General features: G+C 49.5%; 23 protein-coding genes and 1 tRNA gene. 15 read left to right on the top strand and 9 right to left on the bottom strand.

Annotation, left to right across the window (positions count from 1 at the left end):
* Positions 1-321: 321 nt before the first annotated feature.
* The 4 genes from mutM to NST08_RS22240 all read left to right on the top strand — a co-directional run bounded on the left by mutM (position 322) and on the right by NST08_RS22240 (position 3206).
* Positions 322-1155 carry a DNA-formamidopyrimidine glycosylase gene (gene mutM / locus NST08_RS22255; RefSeq protein ID WP_007127422.1) on the top strand — a complete coding sequence of 278 codons (834 nt, stop codon included), beginning with the start codon at positions 322-324 and terminating at the stop codon, positions 1153-1155.
* Between the two features lie 135 nt (positions 1156-1290).
* Entirely contained in the window at positions 1291-2034 is a 744-nt protein-coding gene (locus NST08_RS22250) for an MntP/YtaF family protein (protein WP_007127423.1), read from the top strand.
* A gap of 9 nt (positions 2035-2043) precedes the next feature.
* Positions 2044-2643 (top strand): dephospho-CoA kinase, encoded by a 600-nt coding sequence (coaE, locus tag NST08_RS22245; RefSeq protein WP_007127424.1) that lies wholly within the window; start codon positions 2044-2046, stop codon positions 2641-2643.
* Positions 2640-3206 carry a lytic transglycosylase domain-containing protein gene (locus tag NST08_RS22240; RefSeq protein ID WP_028403886.1) on the top strand — a complete coding sequence of 189 codons (567 nt, stop codon included), beginning with the start codon at positions 2640-2642 and terminating at the stop codon, positions 3204-3206. Before coaE ends, NST08_RS22240 begins: the two co-directional genes overlap by 4 nt.
* Before the next feature lie 69 nt (positions 3207-3275).
* On the opposite strand, the gene NST08_RS22235 is transcribed toward NST08_RS22240, so the two are convergent.
* Positions 3276-3503, bottom strand: a complete 228-nt coding sequence (locus NST08_RS22235) for an alpha/beta-type small acid-soluble spore protein (protein WP_007127426.1) — start codon at positions 3501-3503, stop codon at positions 3276-3278.
* Between the two features lie 140 nt (positions 3504-3643).
* Here NST08_RS22235 and nrdR point away from each other — a divergent pair, with 140 nt between their 5' ends.
* Both nrdR and NST08_RS22225 read left to right on the top strand, forming a co-directional pair.
* Positions 3644-4117: a transcriptional regulator NrdR gene (gene nrdR, locus NST08_RS22230; RefSeq protein WP_007127427.1), complete on the top strand. Its 474-nt coding sequence runs from the start codon at positions 3644-3646 to the stop codon at positions 4115-4117.
* A 174-nt stretch (positions 4118-4291) separates the two neighbouring features.
* A tRNA-Ala gene (locus tag NST08_RS22225) sits at positions 4292-4364 on the top strand.
* Between the two features lie 168 nt (positions 4365-4532).
* Here NST08_RS22225 and NST08_RS22220 read toward each other — a convergent pair.
* Positions 4533-5360, bottom strand: coding sequence for an AraC family transcriptional regulator (locus NST08_RS22220; protein ID WP_210094372.1), 828 nt, complete (start codon positions 5358-5360; stop codon positions 4533-4535).
* A 232-nt stretch (positions 5361-5592) separates the two neighbouring features.
* Between NST08_RS22220 and NST08_RS22215 the strand changes: the two genes are divergently transcribed.
* From NST08_RS22215 to NST08_RS22190, 6 genes are all read left to right on the top strand, one after another.
* Positions 5593-7821, top strand: a complete 2229-nt coding sequence (locus NST08_RS22215; protein WP_007127430.1) for an alpha-galactosidase — start codon at positions 5593-5595, stop codon at positions 7819-7821.
* Positions 7822-7883: 62 nt separating this feature from the next.
* Positions 7884-9665 carry a sensor histidine kinase gene (locus NST08_RS22210; RefSeq protein WP_007127431.1) on the top strand — a complete coding sequence of 594 codons (1782 nt, stop codon included), beginning with the start codon at positions 7884-7886 and terminating at the stop codon, positions 9663-9665.
* A complete protein-coding gene (locus NST08_RS22205) occupies positions 9662-11212 on the top strand; it encodes a response regulator transcription factor (protein ID WP_007127432.1) in 1551 nt (516 codons plus the stop codon). The genes NST08_RS22210 and NST08_RS22205 overlap by 4 nt, the downstream gene beginning before the upstream one ends.
* A gap of 85 nt (positions 11213-11297) precedes the next feature.
* Positions 11298-12263, top strand: coding sequence for an ABC transporter permease (locus NST08_RS22200; RefSeq protein ID WP_007127433.1), 966 nt, complete (start codon positions 11298-11300; stop codon positions 12261-12263).
* A gap of 10 nt (positions 12264-12273) precedes the next feature.
* Complete coding sequence (locus NST08_RS22195; RefSeq protein WP_007127434.1) at positions 12274-13212, top strand: carbohydrate ABC transporter permease; 939 nt, start codon at positions 12274-12276, stop codon at positions 13210-13212.
* A 278-nt stretch (positions 13213-13490) separates the two neighbouring features.
* Positions 13491-14999, top strand: a complete 1509-nt coding sequence (locus NST08_RS22190; RefSeq protein WP_007127435.1) for an ABC transporter substrate-binding protein — start codon at positions 13491-13493, stop codon at positions 14997-14999.
* Positions 15000-15204: 205 nt separating this feature from the next.
* Here the strand turns inward: NST08_RS22190 and NST08_RS22185 are convergent, their stop codons facing one another.
* Positions 15205-15618 carry a DUF2500 domain-containing protein gene (locus tag NST08_RS22185; protein WP_007127436.1) on the bottom strand — a complete coding sequence of 138 codons (414 nt, stop codon included), beginning with the start codon at positions 15616-15618 and terminating at the stop codon, positions 15205-15207.
* A 114-nt stretch (positions 15619-15732) separates the two neighbouring features.
* The gene (locus tag NST08_RS22180; protein WP_007127437.1) at positions 15733-16644 is read right to left on the bottom strand and encodes a helix-turn-helix transcriptional regulator; all 912 of its coding nucleotides are present in this window, start codon (positions 16642-16644) and stop codon (positions 15733-15735) included.
* Positions 16645-16747: 103 nt separating this feature from the next.
* On the opposite strand from NST08_RS22180, the gene NST08_RS22175 reads away from it, so the two are divergent.
* A complete protein-coding gene (locus NST08_RS22175; RefSeq protein WP_007127438.1) occupies positions 16748-17212 on the top strand; it encodes a VOC family protein in 465 nt (154 codons plus the stop codon).
* A 315-nt stretch (positions 17213-17527) separates the two neighbouring features.
* Here the strand turns inward: NST08_RS22175 and NST08_RS22170 are convergent, their stop codons facing one another.
* A complete protein-coding gene (locus NST08_RS22170; protein WP_007127439.1) occupies positions 17528-18547 on the bottom strand; it encodes an aldo/keto reductase in 1020 nt (339 codons plus the stop codon).
* A gap of 155 nt (positions 18548-18702) precedes the next feature.
* Here NST08_RS22170 and sigZ point away from each other — a divergent pair, with 155 nt between their 5' ends.
* Positions 18703-19383: an RNA polymerase sigma factor SigZ gene (sigZ, locus tag NST08_RS22165; protein WP_167324072.1), complete on the top strand. Its 681-nt coding sequence runs from the start codon at positions 18703-18705 to the stop codon at positions 19381-19383.
* A gap of 180 nt (positions 19384-19563) precedes the next feature.
* Here the strand turns inward: sigZ and NST08_RS22160 are convergent, their stop codons facing one another.
* Positions 19564-20028: a VOC family protein gene (locus NST08_RS22160; RefSeq protein WP_007127441.1), complete on the bottom strand. Its 465-nt coding sequence runs from the start codon at positions 20026-20028 to the stop codon at positions 19564-19566.
* Between the two features lie 3 nt (positions 20029-20031).
* A complete protein-coding gene (locus tag NST08_RS22155) occupies positions 20032-20664 on the bottom strand; it encodes a nitroreductase family protein (RefSeq protein ID WP_007127442.1) in 633 nt (210 codons plus the stop codon).
* 353 nt (positions 20665-21017) lie between these two features.
* Between NST08_RS22155 and NST08_RS22150 the strand changes: the two genes are divergently transcribed.
* Complete coding sequence (locus NST08_RS22150; RefSeq protein WP_007127443.1) at positions 21018-21629, top strand: TetR/AcrR family transcriptional regulator; 612 nt, start codon at positions 21018-21020, stop codon at positions 21627-21629.
* A 160-nt stretch (positions 21630-21789) separates the two neighbouring features.
* Here NST08_RS22150 and NST08_RS22145 read toward each other — a convergent pair whose 3' ends face one another.
* Both NST08_RS22145 and NST08_RS22140 read right to left on the bottom strand, forming a co-directional pair.
* Positions 21790-22191 carry an ester cyclase gene (locus NST08_RS22145; RefSeq protein WP_007127444.1) on the bottom strand — a complete coding sequence of 134 codons (402 nt, stop codon included), beginning with the start codon at positions 22189-22191 and terminating at the stop codon, positions 21790-21792.
* A 65-nt stretch (positions 22192-22256) separates the two neighbouring features.
* Entirely contained in the window at positions 22257-22601 is a 345-nt protein-coding gene (locus NST08_RS22140; protein ID WP_007127445.1) for an ester cyclase, read from the bottom strand.
* Positions 22602-22603 lie beyond the last annotated feature (2 nt).

Here is a 22603-nt window from a genome sequence, read left to right as displayed (position 1 = left end):
CTGGCCGATGGGGCAAGGCAAGGTGGTGCCGTTAGGAGCTGTAGAAAGCGATACAGCTGCATTCGTCGAGGGCGATGTGGAGTAACGCGGCGAGGCACGCGGGTACGATGGTTTTAGCGTTGCGCAGCTACGCGAACGAAAGTGCCGGTCGGTCCGTGGATTTACTTTGGCGGCACCGTTGTCGGCATCGCCTGTCTTGAAGTCAGCGGCAGCAGGTCGGCGGGACCAAAGTCATTTAGGATAAAATGCCACAGGTTTCCACCCCAGGTGGGTGCCGCTCCATCCCATCTTCCGGTATAATGAGGTAGAGGTGAAGTTATTATGCCGGAATTGCCGGAAGTCGAAACAGTCAAACGAACCCTTAATCAATTGATTAAAGGCAAATATATAGATCATGTGACCGTAAATCTGCCGCGAATCATTCAGCGGCCTGACGATGTGGATGCTTTTGCATTTATGCTGAAAGGCCATACGATTGAAGGTGTCGAGCGCAGGGGGAAGTTTCTGCGCATCTTGCTGGACGGGCTTGTGCTTGTCTCACACCTTCGGATGGAAGGCCGCTATGGGCTCTACCGGAAGGATGAGCCCGTAGAGAAGCATACCCACGTCATTTTTCATTTTTCGGACGGTACGGAATTGAGATACAAGGACGTGCGCCAATTTGGCACGATGCATCTGTTCGCACCGGGCGAGGAGTTTAACCATCCGCCGTTATCGAAGCTTGGCTATGAGCCTCTGGACGATACGCTGACTCCGGATACTTTCAAAGAAGTGATCGGCAGCAAGAAGACGAAGATCAAAGCGGTGCTGCTGAATCAGGCATATGTCGTCGGCATCGGAAATATATATGTCGATGAATCCTTATTCCGGGCCGGCATTCATCCGGAGATCCCGGCCAATAAGCTCGGGGACGATGAACTGTCCCGGCTGTACCATTCGATTGTGGCCACCCTGTCCGAGGCGGTAGAAGCGGGCGGGTCCTCCATTAAGTCCTATGTTAACGGTCAGGGCGAGATGGGCATGTTCCAGCACAGTCTCAAAATCTACGGCCGGAAGGACGAGCCCTGCTACGGCTGCGGCGGTCCGGTCTTCAAGACGGTTGTCGGCGGAAGGGGCACGCATTACTGCCCTTCATGCCAGCCGGACAGGAAGTAAGGAACTGGGCGTGCACCCCTTCTTTTCTCCACTCATATAATGAGGAGACAATTGGGAAGCTGATCAGGCTATTAGCTGCCATGAAATAACGGCTAAGCGAAGGCTTGATGGGTTCTGCGAAGGAGGGAAGAGAGGGTGCTCAGTCATTTTTTCTCGCCCATACTGCTGGCTATGGCGCTAAGCTTGGACGGGTTTGGGGCAGGGGTTACATACGGTCTGCGCAAAACCAAAATCCCGCTGCTGTCCGTTCTTATTATCTCGCTGTGTTCGGGACTCGTGCTTGGCGTCTCCATGCAGGCGGGGGCGCTGCTCCAGCGGTTTTTGTCCCCGTCAGCGGCATCGGTGATCGGGGCGGCCATTCTGATTCTGCTCGGCTTATGGTCGTTATATCAGCAGGTTTGGGGAACAAGAGATCGCAAGGTAAGGGCGCATGGAATCGATCAGGGGATTGCGCACTACGGAACGGACGGACCGCGGGCTGACGAACAGTCGGGCGTGAACCGGGAAGAACATGCGGGTGGCGGCGAAGCTCTGCAGAAGGCGGTTTTCTCATTTGAAATCCGCAAGCTTGGCCTCGTCATCCAAATTCTGCGGAGCCCTGTCCAAGCGGATATGGACAATTCCGGGAGCATCTCTTCATGGGAAGCGATGTGGCTAGGCATTGCGCTGTCGCTCGATGCATTCGGAGCCGGTCTTGGCGCGGCGATGCTCGGTTTTTCCCCGCTCGGCACGGCTTCAGTGGTCGCACTATTCAGCGGGATCTTTCTAATGCTGGGGATGAGGGTCGGACTGCGGTTTGCATCAAAGAACGGCATGCGTCTGATCTCGTACCTTCCCGCGTTATTGTTAATCATCATGGGTATAATGAAGCTGTTATGAGGTGAAGTCATGAATATCGGTTTAACCGGAGGAATCGCAACAGGCAAAAGCACCGTGTCCTCCATGCTGACCACGAAGGGGGCGCTTCTCGTCGATGCGGATGTCATCGCCCGGGAAGTCATGCTCCCGGGTCATCCGGTGCTGGCTGAGGTGACCGCTCATTTCGGACAACATATTTTGCTGGAAGACGGAACGCTCAATCGAAAAAAGCTGGGGGAGATCATCTTTCGGGACCCCGAGCAGCGGGAAGCGCTGAACCGGATTACCCACCCGGCCATTCGGCAGGAAATCCGGGACCGGACGGAAGCCTACGAACGCGATTATCCAGACCGCCTTGTCGTGGCGGATATCCCGCTGCTGCTGGAGGCGCGTGAACAGTATTCTTTTCTGGAACAGATTGTCGTCGTCTATGTTCCCAGAGAGCTGCAAATCCGGCGACTGATGGATCGTGATGCGCTGACGGAAGGACAAGCCGCGGCCCGTCTCGGGAGTCAGATGGATATTGAAGCCAAGAAGAAGCTTGCGGATATCGTTATCGACAATAGCGGAACGCTGGACGAGACGAAGCAGCAGGTGGACAAGCTGTGGAACAGGATGGTTCGGGTATGAAGTGGCTCCGTAAAAAAAGAGTGCTGCTTCTGCTGTTTGTATCTTTTGTCGGGCTGCTGTTTCTGAGCTCGAATTGGATGACCTTGCTGTACCCGATCGAGTACAGGGACGAGATTCGAAAGCATGCGGACTATTATGATGTCGATCCGTTTCTGGTTGCCTCCATTATCCGTGTAGAGACGAACTTCAAGCCCGGCAAGGAATCCAAAAAGGGAGCGCTCGGGATTATGCAGCTGATGCCGGATACAGCTAACTGGGCGATGGAAATGGCCAAGCTTCCTTCCGTGACGCTGTCCAGCGTCAAGAATGAAGTGGACACGAACATTCAGCTCGGAACGTGGTATATTCAGAACCTGCATCAGGAAATGGACGGCAATCCGATTGCGGCTATCGCTGCGTACAACGCCGGTCCGGGAAACGTTAAGAACTGGATCAAAAAGGGCATGTGGGACGGCACGTACGAGAACGTTAAGCGGATTCCGGTCGGAGAGACGCGGCATTATGTGCAGCGTGTCATTTATTATTATAATCAATACACGAGTGTGTATAATGATCGATTCTAAGCCTATACGAAGAAAAGAGCGTTGACAGCTCTTATCAAGCCGCCAACACTCCTTTTGAGTAAGAATCAATTATTGACCGGAGAATTGACCAGCCAATTGTTGCTCGGCCAGGGTTACCAGGCGCTTCGTGATGTAACCCCCGATCGAACCGTTCTCGTAGGAAGTCATGTTACCTTGGTATCCGTCTTGTGGGATGGAGATACCAAGCTCTTGAGCTACCTCGTACTTCAACTGCTCAAGAGCAGCGTTTGCGCGAGGCACAACCAGGTTGTTGGAGTTGTTGTTGCTTTGTGGCATTGTAGTTCACCTCCTTGAGTTGGTAAAAGTATTATGTCTCCGGTTTCGCATTTTCATAACAACAAAGACAGAACATTTTTTGGTAATTTTTGCAGTCCGATTGGATGAAGACTTTCGTGTAGAGGAAGTGACATGATTTTATGAAATGCCCATATTGCGGCTATGCCGGTACGAAGGTGCTTGACTCGCGTCCGGCCAACGAGAATAAATCCATCCGGCGCAGGAGGGAATGCGAGCAGTGCAGCCGTCGTTTTACAACGTTTGAGATGGTGGAAGAAACGCCGCTGATCGTCGTGAAGAAGGATGGCAGCCGGGAAGAATTCAGCAGGGAGAAGGTGCTGCGCGGTCTGATTCGGGCCTGCGAGAAGCGTCCGGTCTCGGTGGATCAGTTGGATATGATCGTATCCGATGTGGAGAAGGCGCTCCGAAATACGGCCGCTGCCGAGGTGGAGAGCCGTCAGATCGGTGAGCTGTTGATGGAACGGCTGTATCCTGTCGACGAGGTGGCGTATGTGAGGTTCGCTTCGGTATACCGCCAGTTTAAAGATATCAATATGTTCATGAAGGAGCTGAAAAGTCTCCTCTCCAAAGATACGGACGAACATAACCTCTAAGAGCGCCTGCAGCCCATGTGCTGCCGTGGGCGCTCAAGGTCCCTTGTGTCTTGTATTCCGTGTTAAGTGACGTTATATTATGAAGCAAAATGCTGCATCTGTTCTTCGAACAAAAAGTCCAGAAAATATGTTGACAGGCCTGCAGAAATTTTATATGATATAGAAGTCGCTTACGGGGCCTTAGCTCAGCTGGGAGAGCGCATCGCTGGCAGCGATGAGGTCAGGGGTTCGATCCCCCTAGGCTCCATACTATAAAGAAAGTCCTTGGATTTCCAAGGACTTTTTTGTTTTTATTGGGCTTGGGCGAATTTATAATACGTTTCCAGTGTGACGAAGGTGATAGCCCAATTTTTGTATCAAAGTGGAAATATAATAGTCGTCTTACAAGATATCCATTGAAAACGCTTAAGGTCTGTTATCCTCTGTCCAGCGTCATGCTTCGGTAATGTTTAGGGGAGGTACCCATGATCTTTTTAAACATTTTGGAAAACAGCAGAGGGTCGCTATAGCCGACAGAACGAGCGATATCGCCGATCGACAGCTCAGCGTTTCCCATCATTTTGCATGCCATATCGATCCTGTAGCGAATCAAATAATCCTGAATGCTTACGTTCATTTGTCGCTTGAATAATGAGCATAAATAGCTTCGATTCAGCCCGATAAAATGTGCAATGTCCTCGATGGTGATTTTTTGGGAAAAGTTCATTTCGATAAAATCCTTCACCTGCTCAACGTAAATTTCCGCCCGGCTATCCTTCTGAATCGGGGGCGTTTCGGGTCCGGATTCCACCAACAACGATAACATCAGATAGAGCAGCCCCGTTAGTCTGGTTTCGCGGGCTTTATGGCTTTCACTCGATTGAGCCATCCACTGCAAATACTGATAGATCCTATCGTCTCTATCATAATAGAGGATCGGAGATGAAGGGGTTAGCCCTGCTTGCTTAAGGAGCGATTCGGCCAGCGTGCCGTCAAATCCGAACCACCCATATGACCAAGGGTTCACTTCATCGGCCTGATAATAGGTTACGACATTGGGGCAAATCAGGAACCCCTGGCCTTTCCGGAGGCGATACCTGCTTCCCCCTACCTCGAAGATTCCTTCCCCATTGAAAATATAATGGAGCAAATAGTGAGTTCTTATAGCGGGCCCAAAATAATGACCAGAGATACAATCCTCTATGCCAAATTGAGTGAGATGCAGTTCGGTGTGTTGTTTACTTCTCGGCAAATACTCAATCACAATCAAAACCCCTCATGATATAATACCTATCATAATAACATAACTAGCGAGCACCGTGCCATGTACGAAATATCTGTTGTGCTATATCATTTTATGGGTCTGCCGCATTTCTGCAATAACCTGATCAATCCTTAAACCATGTTTTTTTGATTCAGGATATGTCATAAGCAGGTGGTCAAGGCAGCTATATCATGCATGAAGCTTCAATGGAAGAGAAAGAGAGGATGTAACAATGGGCGTAACGGTGCAAGAGCAAACAGGGTTGTTTCATTTACAGTCATCCGACATGAGCTATTTGATTCAGATCGTGGACGGTTATCCTGTACATGTGTATTGGGGAGGCAAACTGAAGCAGCGGGAGAAGATGAGCGATCTGCTGATTCATACTCCCGCGGGAGCTGGATTGGACCGGTTGCCGCAAGAATACCCGCAGTACGGCAGCGGAGACTTCCGTAATCCGGCTTACCAAGCCGAACTTGAGGATGGAACGCGGATTACCGAGCTCAAGTATGACGGCTACCGGATTCTGAAGGGAAAGCCGCATTTAATTGGACTTCCGGCTGTTTATACGGAGGACGAATCCGAAGCGGATTCACTCGAGCTGATTTTAAAGGATACATACTCGGGACTTAAAGTAGTCCTTCTCTATACCATCTTTGCGGATCGCAACGTGATCGTTCGTTCAACGCAGCTCAGCAACGAGGGGGACAAGAAGCTGCGGCTTCGCCGTGCCCTAAGCGCAAGCGTCGATTTGACCGGCAAAGGCGATATGGAAATCATGTATCTTTCCGGAGCCTGGGCGAGGGAAGGAACTATCAGAAGAAGACCGCTAGTGCAGGGCGAAACCCGCATCGATAGCAAAAGAGGCATGAGCAGCCACCAATTCAACCCTTTCGCCGCGTTGGTCAGCAAGGAAACGACGGAAGATCACGGGGAGGCTTTCGGCTTCAGCCTTGTGTATAGCGGCAGCTTTGAAGCTGGAGCGGAGGTGGATTCATTCGGCTCAACGAGGTTTAGCATCGGCGTGAACTCTTTTGACTTCGCCTGGCAGCTGAATCCGGGGGACAGCTTTCAGACGCCGGAAGCGGTGATGGTATACTCCGGACATGGACTTGGAGAGATGTCGCGGACGTACCATCGTTTGTATCGTACCCGCCTTTGCCGAGGGAAGTATTGGGACGAAGAACGGCCGATTCTGGTCAATAACTGGGAGGCCACCTATTTTAACTTCGATGCGGACAAGTTGGTATCGATCGCAGAAGAGGGGGCCAAGCTAGGCATCGAACTGTTTGTGTTGGATGACGGTTGGTTCGGGAAACGGGATTCCGACAATTCGTCGTTGGGCGATTGGTACGAGGACCGCCGGAAGCTGCCGGGCGGGCTCGCGGATGTTGCGGAACGCGTCAATCGGCTTGGCCTGAAATTCGGGCTCTGGTTCGAGCCCGAGATGATTTCCCCGGACAGCGAACTGTACCGTAAGCATCCGGATTGGTGTCTTCATGTTCCTGGCCGGAGGCGGACCGAAGCCAGATGGCAGTTAGTGCTGGATTACACTCGCCAGGAAGTGCGCGATTACATCTACGATTCGTTGTCTGCGATATTCACCAGCGTGCCGGTCTCTTACGTAAAATGGGACATGAACCGCTGCCTGACGGAGATCGGTTCCGCTGCCCTGCAGCCGGAGCATCAAGCCGAGACCGCTCACCGCTATGTGCTTGGATTGTACGAGCTGCTCGAGCGCATCACTGCCGATTTTCCGCATATTTTGTTCGAAAGCTGCTCCAGCGGCGGCGGACGTTTCGATCCCGGCATGCTGTATTACATGCCCCAAACCTGGACAAGCGATAATACCGATGCGGTCGAAAGACTGAAGATTCAATACGGCACCAGCCTTGTGTATCCCGTAAGCGCAATCGGAGCACATGTGTCGGCGGTTCCGAACCATCAGGTTGGACGAATCACGCCCCTCGAATTTCGAGGAGATGTCGCCATGTCCGGAAACTTCGGATATGAGCTGGATCTTACGAACTTCACCGATGAAGAAAAGGAAACGGTCAAACGCCAAGTCGCGACCTACAAGCAAATTCGGGGTCTGGTTCAGCAAGGCGACTTATACCGCCTGAAGAGCCCTTTTGAAGGAAATGAGTCCGCCTGGATGTTCGTTTCGGAAGACAAAGAGGAAGCCCTCGTTTACGCTTTTCAAGTGATGGCCGTGCCGAACGCGCCTTTGCGGACCGTGCGCCTTGGCGGACTTGACCCGGAACTGGAATACGAAGTGGAGTCCTCGATCAGCGGAGAGAAATCGATCTATGGGGGAGACAGACTGATGCAGCTTGGCCTGCCCCTTAAATACGAACAGAAGGACTATCAAAGCATGTGGTTCAGGCTGAAGGCAGTGAAGCCCCTGACCAGGTTTAATATCAAGTCCTATGCCCGATTGAGAAATCATCGACGAAGCTAAGCCCCTTTCTAAGTGAAAAGGGGCTTTTGCACGCAGCAAGACAGACTCGGGAGGTTGTAGACATGTTTTTTATCCGAATCATGAATGACATGAAAATGAAGAAGAAGCTGGCGATTACGTTCATATCGGTGGCCGTTCTTCCCTTGCTGCTATCCGGCCTGTTTCTGACCGGGAAGCTCCGCGAGCTTGTCATTAAAGACGCCTTTACGCAAGTGTCCAGCAATGTTGAACGCGTTCGAAAACGTACGGAAGAGCTAATCAAGGTGCCGCTCGATATTTCGAACCGGCTGATGAATGACAACATGATGAAGAGAGTAGCCGGCCAAAAGTACGACAGCTATGTCGAAGTCATTCAGGCATACCGGGAGTACACGGATATTCGAGACTACCTCCAGCTGTACAAGGAGATATCGGGTATCCGCGTCTATGCAGAAAATAAGGGAGCGCTCAACAATTGGGAATTTATCCAGCCGGACGAAAGCATCACAACCCGGGACTGGTATAAGGCGGCCATCGAGCAGAAAGGGCTGGTTGGCTGGAATTTAATCGAGGATGAACGGAAGGCTGCCGAGTATCTAAGCTTGTTTCGTTCCTTTCCGCTTGACTCCTCTGGGCGAAAAGGGGTTCTGGTCATCAATGTGGACAAGCAGCATTTAAATTCCATTCTGGACCAGGAGTCGTTTCCTACCTTTATCGTGGATAATCAGCATCGGATCGTCGCGTCCAATCAAGTTAGGGGATCGGGAAAGGAATTATCGGATATGCACACCAGTGAAAATATACGATCCCTTCAGGAGGGAAGTTACGACATGTCCGTTAACGGCAAAGCGTCCAAGGTGGTTATCGCCAGTTTACATCCACAGGATAGCTGGAACGGACTTCGCATTATTTCCATTTTCTCTGTTGCCGAAATTACCCGTAATGCTGATCAAGTGATCCGTCTCGGCGCGGCCGTGATCACAGCCAGTCTGCTATTTGCCGCCCTGCTTGTTTATGCTTCCGCTTCGTTATTGTCCGGAAGGCTCCTTCGGTTGAGCAAGCATATGTCCAAAGTCCGGTCCGGATCCTGGGAAGCCTTTCTGCATATCGATGGAAATGACGAAATTGGCATGCTGTCCAGGCAATTTAATGCGCTGGTCAGAGACGTGAACGATTTGGTCCATGAAGTCCAGGAAACGAATCACCAGAAAAGCCTGGTGGAGCAGAGGCAGAACGAGATTAAGTTCAAGATGCTGACCAGCCAGATTAACCCCCATTTTCTGTTCAACTCGCTGGAGTCGATCCGGATGGAGGCCCATATTCGCAAGCAAGACGATATCGCGGAGGCGGTGTGGCTGCTGAGCACGCTCCTGCGCAGCAGTCTCGAGACCGGCAACGGGAAGATTTCGCTTAGCAAAGAGCTTGAGCGGGTGCGCTGTTATCTCGATATTCAAAAATTCAGGTATGAAGACCGTTTAAGGTATCAATTGACGGTGGACCCGGGCCTGGAGGAGATGATGGTCCCGCCATTCATGATTCAGCCTTTGGTGGAGAACGCCGTCGTTCATGGCTTGGATAACCGCGCGGAAGGAGTCATCATTAACGTAGAAGTAAAAGAAATTCCGAGAGGAATTCAAGTCAACGTGAGTGATAACGGCTCTGGCCTTTCGGCCGATCGTCTCGCGCTTATTCGGGAAGAGCTTGCTTCATCCGTTCTGGATGAGGAGGAGCAGCGGATCGGGCTGCGAAACGTCAATGACCGGCTTATCTTGCTGTACGGGGCAGCCAGTGCGCTGCATATCGAAAGCGAACCTGGAGTCGGAACTTGTGTCACATTTTTTATTCCTGGGGGTGGTTCCGAATGATGAAGGTCATGATCGTGGACGATGAACCGAAGCTTCGTCAAGGCCTTCAAACCTTGATACCGTGGGAAAGCCTGGGACTAACCGTTACGGCCACGGCATCCAATGGAATAGAAGCGTTGGAGATGATTCATCAAGAGCCTCCAGACATTGCCGTCGTCGATATCCGCATGCCGCTTATGGATGGATTGCAATTGATCCAGTCCCTTACATCGACCGGTCATCAAATGCAATTTATCATCCTCAGCGGGTATGCCGACTTCGAATATGCCAAACAAGCGATTAAATACGGGGTTTCCGGGTATCTCCTTAAACCTGTGGATATCAGTGAAATGAAGAATACGCTAAAGCGGGTAAGCGAGCGTATCAAAGAGGACCGCCTGAAACAGGGGCAGCACCAGATGAAGGCTGTGAACCGGAACTGGTTTTTGCACGATCTTTTCGCTCCGCAGGATAAATCCAAAGACCCCGCCGCTATGAAGAGCATGGCAAAAGAGGCCGGGCTGCTGTGGTGCAGCTACGAGACCGTTGCGGTTTTTCCGCGGGTTTCCGAAGTCGAGCGCCCCGCTGCGCTGCAGAGGCTTGATCATGCGCTGAAGCCGATCATTGAGGGCAGGGATATGGGGGTGGTTACCGTTAGTTCCCCGTACGTAATCCTGCTCCTGCGAGAGCCGCTGCGCAGCAAACAGCGCCGGGAGGAATTGTACCGGGAGATCGCGAACGCTTCGGGCGACTACCGATTCGTCGCTGCAACCGGGGGAACGGTATCGGTGCCCGAAGAGATTAACCGCTCATTTTTAAAAGCGCAGGAATTGATCAAGCAAGCCTTTTTCTGCGAGAAGGGACGTCTGCTGGGGCCCAATCCTTCGCTTCATTCTGTACCGGAATCCACTGGGCTCTCGAACCATAACGTCGAAGAGACGATGGAGGAGCTCGTCTTCCGCTTGTATTACAGCTTGGATGCAGGAAACCAGACCATGATACGTCCATTGTTGGAAGAGGCGGCTGCATTTTTCCTTACGCAGGAGCCGGATGAAAGCTTTGTCAAAGAATCGTTCTTCTTTCTATCCAACGCCGTCATTCATAAGCTGACTGCGGGCTCACGAAAGGAAATGAAGGGGACGGAGGAGGTTTCGCGATTTTTGAAAGGGATATTCGAATTCGAGTTTCTGGACGAGCTGATCGACGAGACCTGCCGTTTTCTGCTCGGATTAGCGGAGGACGCTGAACCGGAAGGGAAGGAAAAAGAATTAAAGATCATGATCAACATCATTCATAGGCATTATGCCGATAACCTGAAACTGGAAACATTGGCCGGGATGCTGAACTACAGCACGGCATATTTGGGACAGCTCTTTAAAAATAAGACTGGTGAGTACTTCAACACCTACCTGGACAGGGTCCGGATCCAAAAAGCCAAGGAGCTGCTGGAACAGGGAAAGAAGGTTTATGAGGTCGCCGAACTCGTCGGTTACACAAGCGTCAATTACTTCCACAGCAAATTCAAAAAATACGAGGGCCGTTCACCCTCTGAATTTAAAAATCCATAATTTGTGGATGATTTTTACCGAAATCCGTGGTATGGGCCGCTTCTCTCCTATGACTTATGATGAAGTCTAGGAGAGGGGGGGAAACATGAAAGCGATAACATTAAAAACAGAAAACGGATACAAGAAGACAGAGCAATCCAAGAGGACTGCATGGAAGGTGTTCAAAAACCAGAAGTATCTTTACTTCATGTCCATCCCGTTCGTTCTTTGGGTCTTTGTCTTTCAGTACCTGCCGCTATGGGGCTGGACAATGGCCTTCCAAAAATATAGACCCGGCGCAAGTTTTTTCGAACAGAAATGGGTCGGATTCGAGCACTTCCGCACGTTGTTCCAGGATGACCATTTCTACCAGGTGCTCCGAAATACGCTGGCCATGAGCTTTATGGGACTGATCGCGGGCTTCATCATCCCGGTCGCCTTTGCCCTGATGCTCAATGAGGTTCGTTCACAGGTTATGAAACGTTTTGTGCAGACCGTGTCTTATCTGCCGCATTTTGTTTCGTGGGTTGTAGCTGCGGGCATCGTGACCAAAATGCTCTCGACGGACGGCGGCGTCGTGAACAGCCTGCTCATGAGTCTCAACATTATCGATCAGCCGATTCAGTTCATGGCACAGGGGCAATGGTTCTGGGGGATTGTAACGGGAGCGGACATTTGGAAGGAAACCGGATGGAACGCCATCATCTACTTGGCGGCTATTTCCGGAATCGGCCCTGAGTTGTACGAAGCGGCACGGGTCGACGGCGCAAGCCGGCTGCGGCAAATGTGGCATATCACGCTGCCGGGGATTCGACCGACAATCATCGTGCTCCTGATCATGTCCATTGGCCATTTGCTCGGTACAGGCTTCGAGAAACAGTTTCTGTTAGGCAATCACCTGGTCATCGATTACTCCGAAGTGCTTGACTTGTATGCGCTTAATTATGGATTGGCCATGGGACGCTACTCGTTCGGGACGGCGATCAATATCTTCAATTCGGTCATAAGCCTGATCCTGTTGTTTGCGGCTAATGGAATATTTAAGCGCTTTACTAACGAAAGCATTATGTAAGGAGGAAGACATGGGGACTGTCAAGAGTACTACATCGGCCGGTCGAATGAAAAGCAAGCTGAAGTCAAAATCACCGCTGGACCGAATGCTGGAAGTGTTCGTTTATCTATCCATGATCGTGGTTACCGTTCTGACGATTTATCCGTTTTTAAACGTGCTGGCGATCTCCTTTAACGATTCGGTGGACACCGTCAGAGGGGGGATTACGATCTGGCCAAGGCAATTCACGTTGCGAAATTACGAAATGATTTTTTCTTTCAGCGGCTTGATTACCGGATTTAAAATTTCCGTACTGCGGACGGTCATTGGCACCTTAGCGGGCTTGATTAGCGGTTCCATGCTGGCTTACACGCTTGCGCGCAGGGAATTCCAAGCAAGAAAATTTATTTCAACCTTTCTGGCTATAACCATGTATGTTTCGGGCGGACTGATTCCGGGATTTATCCTGATGAAGGATCTGCATCTCATCAATACGTTTGCCGTTTACATTTTGCCGGGCCTCGTAAGCGCGTTTAATGTTTTCGTTATCCGTTCCTTCATTGACGGTCTGCCTTATGCGCTGCAAGAATCGGCCAAACTCGACGGTGCCAACGATTTTACGATTTACTGGCGCGTCATCCTGCCTCTTTGCAAACCGGCGTTAGCCACTGTAGCGCTCTTCTTGGCGGTAGGGCAATGGAACTCTTGGTTCGATACCTATCTGTTCAACGGGTCCAACGAATCGTTGACAACGCTGCAATATGAGCTGATGAAAATTTTGCAAAGCACAACAACCAGTGCGACCAATTCCCAGGATGCTGCCAATATGGCCCAGCGCATGGCGCAGGTTTCGCCGGAATCTGTTAAAATGGCAATCACGATCATCGTTACGGTGCCGATTCTGGTCGTCTATCCTTTCCTGCAAAAATATTTTGTGAAGGGTATGACGCTCGGAGCCGTGAAGAGTTAAAACGAAGATACCGGTATGTCCAGACCTATCGCCCGTCTTTTACTTTATTGTCGATACTTATTATTCATTGGGGGTTAAGCTTCATGAGACCGAAATTCAAAAGGGTGGCGGCGTCTTTACTGGCGCTGACTTTAGTTGCAACGCTTGCAGCATGCGGCGGAAGTGATGGCTCGTCTGCAGCTCATTCAGATAACGATTCATCCGGGGCGAATAGCAATGATCTGAAGCCCATTACATTTACTTATTTTTCGGAGGACTCCAGCACCAACTGGAATAACATGAACGACGAAGTCGGCAAGGTAATCACGGAAAAAACCGGCGTGACCTTGGACGCGGAGTTCGCTGTCGGCGATCCGGTTCAAAAGATTTCGCTTATTGCGGCAACCGGCAATTACCCCGATTTGATCGCAGCCAAGGCTGATGTCGGCAAGCTTGTCGACGCCGGAGCGATCATCGATCTGACTGATTTGATCGACAAGCATGCACCGAACATCAAGAAAATGCTTGGAGACAAGCTTGTTCGGACGAAGTACAGTTTGGACGACCAAGCGATCTACGCGATCCCGACCTGGTCGGCCGTCGATGAGGTGAAAATTAAAGCTGACGGAGGGTTTGAGCTTCAGCACCGTGTCGTCAAGGAAGCCGGGTATCCGGAAATTCGCACAGTAAAGGACTTTGAAAAAGCGATACAGGATTATATTACCAAGCATCCGACAGACGAAAACGGCAACAAAAATATCGGCTTGTCCTTGAACGCCGACGATTGGCATATGTACCAAGTGACCAATTTGGGATTCAAGACGACCGGAGGACCGGATGACGGGGAATATTACATTGATCAGAAAACGCACCAAGCGACGTACCATTTCCGCCGTCCGGAAGAAAAGGAGTTCTTCCGCTGGTTGAATCATATGAACGCCATTGGACTGCTGGATCCGGAAAGCTTCGTGCAGAAGACCGATCAGTTTAAGGCGAAAGTGGCTTCGGGCCGGGTTCTTGGTCTTGCCGCACCGGAATGGGAATATGGAGACGGGGAAAACGCGCTGAAGGCAGCGGGCAAATTCGACCAGACCTACGGTCATTATCCGGTCACGATGAGCAAGGAGTACAAGGACACGAGCTTCTGGTCTGCCGGCTTTGACGGAGGGTACGGAATCTCAATCTCCAGCACATGCAAGGATCCGGTACGTGCCATTAAGTTCCTCGACTTTTTGGCATCGGAGGAAGGACAAATTCTGAATAACTGGGGTATCGAAGGCAAGCATTACACGATGGAAAACGGGAAGCGGACGCTAATTCCGGAGGTACAGGAGCGGGCGATCAATGATGCCGCGGCGTTCCAAAAAGAGTCCGGTCTCGGACTATACTGGAACTTGATGGTCCATTACGGCGACGGCATCAAGGATTCTACCGGCAACTACTTCACGCGGAACTATCCGGAGCTGCTGACCGCGAATTATAATGAAGCGGAAAAGGAAACGTTGAAGGCTTATAAGGCCGAGCATTGGAAGGACCTGTTCCCTAAAGAAGACGAATTTCAACCGAGAGCATATGGAGCAGCATACACGATGTCGCTGCCAAACGATGATCCTGCTGTAATCCTGGCTGCCAAAATGAAGGATATAACATGGAAACGAATCCCCGAGGCCGTGATGTCCAAGCCGGAAGACTTCGACAAGATTTGGGATGCCTATATGGCAGAGCTGGAGAAGGCCGGAGTTAAAGAAATGGAAGAGGCTTATACCAAGCATATCAAAAATCGGGTCGAGCTCTGGTCTACTCAGTAACAGGTGATAAATTCAAGCACGATCAATTATTGCATTGACTTAATGCGTTTCGTAAAGCGTCTGTGTTAATTTTTCAAGCCCATCCAACAACAGCCTTAGCCCTGACTCATCGGGGACTAAGGCTGTTATTTCCTTAAGGGACTTACCGTGCAATTTGATGAGTTCGTGCTGTTATCCATTTTTGCGTATGCTGTATAGTGTCTAGTTACGACTGCGGCTGCACATCCCGTTCAAATGCGACGATCCAATCGCCCTGAATGGCGGCATAGCCGGTGTCTCCCTCCACAACGAGGCCATACAGATTTTTGACATCAAGGAATTCTTTCCGGTCTCCATTATCAAATTCGAGGGTGATGTAATAATACGTTCGTGATGAATTGCTGGAATGCATCATGCCGTTATCTCCACTGTGATGATTCGTATGGTGACGGACGTCCATGCGTTTGGAGACAACCCGGGCATACTCTGACTTGCGGGGCGATTTGGCGTTCTTAACATAACTGGCGCCATTGGAGATGAAGCCCACAATCACAATCACGAATACAATTCCAAACAGAATGGGGACCAGCGTAAACATAAAATCAAAGCCTCCGCCAAAAGACGGTCCTTGCGGCATCATCGACGGCACTCCTCTCTGTCGTTATTTTTCATTGTATATATGTACGGTAAAATGGATTGAAATGTTTCAAAATTTGGAAACATGATGGCCCTGGGCGATCTGTACGCAACGACTTCAGGAGTATTTATCCACCATTTCTAGTAAGTATTTTCGAAATTCTTCAACATATGATTGGGGCTCTACGATTTCTAGATTTGTGCCGAAACCTGCTAAAAATTGAAAACCAATGCTGTTTTGAGGGACATGGATGGTGACCAACAAAAGTTCAGAACTATAGGGTTCAATACTCTTTCGGCCGTATCTTTCAATGAATTGATCTTTTATGCCAGGCGAAATCAACGCCTTGACTGCGACTAATTCGGGTTGATAATTTGCTTCCTGCTCTTGCTCCAGCATATCGTCTCTAGGACTGAACGTTGGTCCATTCATGTGAAGATGATCGATCCGGGATAATTTAAAAGCTCTATATCCCATACGTTGCAGACAGAATCCTTTCAGGTACCAACTCGTTTCGCTAAAATGGAGCTGATAGGGCTCGACCGTTCTTTTCGTCACAGTGCCATTCTTATCTATATAATCAAACGAAACTAATCTTCTCTTTAATATGGCTTCCTGGCAGGTCCTCAAGATTTCAAGCATCTCCTTCCGGCCCTCCCAATCGTAAAATGACAATCGGACTGAATGATTCAGAGACCATGGACTGACCATGGCTTCTATTTTTTTAATCGTCATTTCAACTTCTTCGCTAACGAGAATTTTTTCCAATCCGCCGAGCGCGGTTAATATATTCTCTAAATCGGAGCTGCTTAAGAGACGTTTATCGACCTTGAATTCGTCCAAAATGCCGTAGCCGCCATGAACTCCATTGACCGCATAGATCGGGATGTTGGATAGACTCAGTGTTTCCATGTCGCGAAGAATCGTTCTTTTGGATACATGAAATAATTGCGCGAATTCGTTTGCTGAAACGATTTCTTTTTTTAGCAATATCATGATGATCGAAATGAGCCTCTCAATTTTGTCCATATTCGTCCCTCATTGCTTTTATATTTAATCTAAGAACGGTGACAGAATGCTGTCACCTTTTATACATTATACTTCATGTATCACTAGAAGGAGGTATTGCTTTATGTCAGCTATTGCCTATTTAAACTTTGATGGAAATGCAGCACAAGCGATTGATTTTTATGCAAAAGCTTTCAACGCGATTGAAGTGAAGAAAGTTAAATTTGGAGATATTCCGCAAGATCCAAACTATCCATTGCCCGAAAATGAGCTGGATATGATCATGGAAGCTTCGATCGAATTCGCAGGCGGGAAGATCATGATGTCGGACATTTTGCCTTCGATGAAGAGTGTGACAGGTGAGCTGGTGAAAGGAAACAATATTCTGATTAGTCTAGTCATCGATGATAAGCAGAAGCTGGAAAGCTACTTTTCTAGTTTATCTGAGGGTGGTTATGTGATCATGCCGTTATCCAATACACCTTGGTCTTCGTGCTTTGGAATGCTGGTTGATAAATTTGGAGTCAACTGGAAATTTAATCGTGACGCGGAGCTGTTTCTTGATAACGTAATATCCAACAGACAATAGCTTATTCTTACAAATGGCCTTGAAACTGAAGGCCATTTTTTTATATACCGATGGAGGCACGATTTCGAGGAAATGAAGTGAGCTTTTTTTCATGCGAAAATTCTAGGGAGACAGCGAAGTCCTCAGAGGGCTTGTTCGATAGCCTTACTCCAGAGAATAAAATGTTAGTTCAATTCAAAGAAGCCAGGACTCGATAAATCGGAGGTCATGGCTTCTTTTGCCTGGTAATAAAAGCGCCGGGCTATAATGTAATAATCAAATGGTACGGCTAATCACAGCCCGAAGAAAAATGCATGAAATCGGCTGATTTAGGTTTCAGGGATGCTTGCGGATGATCGAATCATCCTCTTCCATGAACGGCCATGCGGGGTATTCCACCGGGAGCCTGCTCACTTCGTCGAGCCGGGCGAGCTCGTCAGCTGTCAGCACGATGCCGCTCGCCTCCAGGTTATCCTGCAGCTGATCCGGCCGCTTGGCACCGATGATGACGCTGGTTACCGCAGGCTGGTTCAGCAGCCAGGCGAGGGCGATGCGAGCCACTGTGGACTCGCGATCCTTCGCGATGTCTTCCAGCACATCGATGATGTGATAGGATTTGTCTACATCCACTGGCGGAAAAGCAAACTTGGTGTGCCGGTCATCCGCATTTCCGTTGCGGCCGCGGGCGTATTTGCCCGATAGGAATCCGCCGGCCAGCGGGCTCCATACGAGCAGCCCCATATTCTGATCCTTCAGGACGGGAATGATCTCTCTTTCAATCTCGCGTCCGGCCAGCGAATAATACGACTGACTGCTTTTGAACGCGTGCAGACCGAGTTCTCTGGAAATGCCGCGGGCTTTCATCAGCTCCCAGCCGGTCATATTGGAGGAGCCGATGTAGCGGACCTTGCCGCTGCGGACCAGGTCGTCCAGCGCGCGCAGCGTCTCTTCCCAATCGGTCAGCTGGTCCGGATTATGGATCTGGTACAGGTCGATATAATCGGTTCCGAGCCGTTTCAGGCTCTCTTCCACCTGACGCATGATGTGCAGCCTGGACAAGCCCAGGTCGTTAGGCCCGCTTCCCGTGCGTCCTCTCACCTTCGTAGCGAGAATAACGTCTTGCCGTTTCGACCCAAGCGCTTTACCGAGAATTTCCTCTGAACGACCGCCGGCGTAAATGTTGGAGGTATCAAAGAAATTGACACCCGCTTCTAGCGCCTGCCCGACGAGTCTTGCAGCGTCCTGATCACCCAGGCCGCCAAAAACGCCCCACTGGCCGCCGCCGCCAAACGACATTGCCCCCAGTCCGATCTCCGACACCAGCACCCCTGTATTTCCCAGCAAATTGTATTTCATCTTTTATCCCTCCAAATTTTGTTTTATATTGATGAAGACGGGGATGCTCAAAGAAAGACGCAAAAATACGGAAATTTTTTAAAAAATAAATGCGAATAGACGCCAGAAACTCAAAATTCAGGGGAGGGGAAGATAGAATGCAGGAAAGAAATGTAATGGAAAAATTACCGGTGCGGAAGACGAAAAAGGAAACAGGGAAATCCGAACAGCCAGCGGCAGGCTTGAGTCAGGCGGGAATTACGCCGGAAATGCTGTGGGATCAATACTATAAGCCGATTGCTGCTTTTGTCGCAAGAAGAACGAATCGTCACCCCGATACAGAAGATATCGTGCAGACGGTATTTATGAAGGCTTACCGGCACCTGCCGGAGCTGCAGGATCCGAATCGGCTGCGAGCCTGGCTGTACCAGATTGCCCGGAATACGGTAGCGGATCATTTCCGCAAGGAGAAACGGCTGGATGAGCTGCCGGAGCAGATCCCAATCGTGATGGAAGAGGAAGACGAAGATACCTTGCAGGAGGCGATTTGCGGGATGAAGGGCGTCATTCCCTACCTGCCGGATAAGTATCGGGAGGCGGTCGAGCTCTCCGAACTGAAGGGGCTGTCGCAGAAGGAGCTGAGCGAGCGGCTCGGCATTTCTTATTCAGGTGCAAAATCGAGGGTACAACGGGGCAGGGAAATGGTGCGGGATTTGATGAATAGCTGCTGTACGATACGGACCGACAAGTACGGCAACATCATTGATTACCGAGTGAATTTGTCCAAACCGATTGTCTATGGACGGGTCGCTAAGAAACCGGTGAGACGAAAGACGGCGTCCTCAATAGAACGATGATGAAGAAGGGAAACCACCATCGAGACCTCGATAAGATACGGCGATGGAGATGGAACGTTGTATCGACTTATGCTTCCAATGATATATGTCAGTAATTGCGAAGAGACCCTGAAGCTTTTAGCTTTAAGGGTCTCTTTTAGATCGGATTAACTTTTCAATATGAACCCAATCCGATTGTGACTACTTTTTATCCTGTTCAAGCAGCTCGATCAACAGCTTCAATTGAGGAAACGTATCCATGTAGGCATACGCGTAATCTCCCTGGGCATTTTCCCCATGCTGCAAGATAGGTATTTGATTATTCTGCAAAATGCTGATTTTCTCCTTCATGCCTTCCACAATAAATGCGATATGGTGAAAGCCTTCCCCGTTTCGGTCCAAGCTTTCTCGCCATGTGCTTGGATGATGATCCGGCTCGATCAGCTCCAGCTGAAGCGAACCCATGTCGAAGAAAGATAGCTTTGCGCGTGCCTCAGTAGGAATGCCTCGGAACTCCGTTTTTTCGATTGCGAAACGATCCGACCAGAACCAGCCCGGATTATCAACGCCGAAGAAGTCTGCGTATACCTGACTCGTTGCTTCAATGTCATTGACAAGCAATCCGATTTGGGTGATGACGTTCGTTCCTAGAATGCTCTGATCCATCTATCAAAACCGTTCGCGGATAACAACTTGATCGACAGGGAAACGGTTCGTTGGATACGCCGGCTGTTCAGCATAGCCTAAAGTCAACATCAATACCGGAATATAGCGGTCGGGAATGTTTAATTCTTTTCTTAGAGCTTCTGCATCATATCCTCCCATTGGCCCTGAATCAATTCCATGGGCTTTTGCGGCTAACATAAGCTGCATCGCTGCAAAAGAGGCGTTTCGAATGGCATCATGTATCCCAGCATGCCCGGCATTTTTGTAATGATTGTCTATATCGTTGACGATTGAGTTTTTAACTTCCTCTGTCATGAAGCCTGCACGAACCGATTCTCCATACACGTTCTCAGCATTTTCATTCGCTTTCGTGTCACCGAGTACAATGACTACCGCAGACGCGTCAGCAACTTGTTGTTGATGATAGGCGATAGGCAGTAAACGCTCTTTGTTTTCTTGATTCTGAATGGTGACGAATTTCCAATGCTGAAGGTTCCAAGCCGATGGAGCGGTTGCGGCTGCTTCTAGAATCTGATGCAGCGTACTTTGTGGAATACCGACCCCACTTTGATACTTTCGTACGCTGCTGCGCTCTTTCATAACTTTAATGACGCTGGTTTCAACTACTGTCGCCATGACAAAACACCTCTTCTAATAGAATGAAAAACGGTTCATTAGCTTCTTTTACAATTGACTTACCAAATTCCTGAGCAGCTCATATGCTTGCGTAAGTGAGATCAGCAACCTCCTTTCTCGATATGATGAAGACGCTGCGACATCGCCTGCTTAGGCTTAGGCGAGCTGACTCTTTGAAGTGAATTCATAAAAGCCATTTAGCATAAAGTGGAAGCTCAGCGCTATTGACCACATGGTAAGTTATAACTTTACAGTTGTCAAGTATAACTGACTAAATTTTCAATTGAATTTGACTTTCGGGAAATTAAAACTTACCATTAGGATGAATAGGCTTGTAGCGGAGGTGCTGAATAATGGGGGAGATACGTAACGCCGAACGTACCCGAAAGAGGATTCTTGAAGCAGCAAGAAAAGAGTTTTTCGAGAAGGGTTATACAGGCGCGAGGATAGAGGCCATCGCGGTAAACGCTGATGTGAAGAAGCAATTGATTTATCATTATTTTAAAGGGAAAGAAGAATTGCTAGTGGCGGTTCTCGATCAAATGACAGTCGAATTGCCGGAGTGGACTACCCAATTTCCGTCAGATCCTGTACATACTGCGGAGCATCGTTTCCAAGTGAATTGTCAAACAAGAATGGATTTCTTAAAGTTCACGGTTTGGGAAGCACTTGAAGAACAGCCGCAGCAGAATTCGAGGAAAAAAAGAAGAACGGAAGCCCTTCAATCGTACGTTGATGATATGAAATCAAAACAAGAAGCCGGTCTTGTGCCGGAGGACTTGGACCCGGAGCTTTTGACTTTGGCTATTAGCGCATTGACTACGTACCCGCTTATTTTTGGGGATGTTACCAAGATGGTGACTGGAAGCGAGCCTACTGACCCGCAATTTCAAGAAAAGTGGTCAAAATTTCTTACGAAGATCAGTGCGCGGATTTTTGGTAAGGATGACTTTATGAATGAGTGACGGGAGTCACTCCTATTCGAGACATGCAAACAACCGATCCAGGACCGGACCGGTTGTTTTGTTGTGCGAGCGAGATAGGAGAACAAATAATCTGAACGAAGCAGCTAAATCCGGGTCAGTTCCCGCGAATCCGGAGCCACATGGCCACTAATCGTTCGGGTCAGTTCCCTCGAATCTGGTGCCACATGGTCACCATATCGATCCAGCCGCGATGCTCGGTGATCTTGCCGCTCTCGACACGATATTGACGGTACAGCGTGACATCAATCGAGTTGCCCGTAGGCGCAGTTCCAAAGAATATGCCTTGGTGCGTGCCTTTTACCGTCATTCTGACGAGTACCTTATCCCCTTGACCAATGATTTGTTCCACCGTGTAGCGTTTATCGGGAAATGCCTCCAGGATCGTGGCAGCAAATGTTTTCAGACCTTCCTTGGATTCGTAAGCGAGCTCCTGATAGTCGTCGGACAGAAACCGATCCACGCAATTCAGTTCACTTCGATTCCAGAATGCCTCGATAAAGTCGCCAACCAATTCCACATTGCTCTGTTCTATCGTTTTCATTCCCAAACATCTCCTTTTCTTAATTAGATTGCCGCAACGAAGACAGTCGTTCGAACCTGCCGAAGTTAAGCCTTTATTTGAGGCAAAAGTGTTGCCGTATCGAACCAGCCGTGGTGTTCGATGATTTTTCCGTCGATTACCCGAAATTCGCGAAATTGAGTCGCCTTTACCGTTTTGCCTGTAGGAGGGTTTCCTGCAAAATGGCCAGCATGCACCGCTGTCATGAACATTCTTGCGATGACCTTCTCTCCTTGAACCAGGATCTCATCCACAGTGAAGCGCCGATCCGTGAACGCCTCAATCATTTGCGGGACAAAGAATTGATCCGTCTTCTCCAAAACATGCCGATTTGCAACGTCCTCGATAAAAGCGGTTATCGTCTCTACCTTCTTTTGTTCCATCGTGCTCATAC

It is taken from the genome of Paenibacillus sp. FSL K6-1566, assembly GCF_038050475.1.
Lineage (GTDB): Bacteria > Bacillota > Bacilli > Paenibacillales > Paenibacillaceae > Paenibacillus_AQ > Paenibacillus_AQ lactis.
Note: the sequence above shows the minus strand (reverse complement) of the source record. Positions and strands in the feature narration are given on the sequence as shown.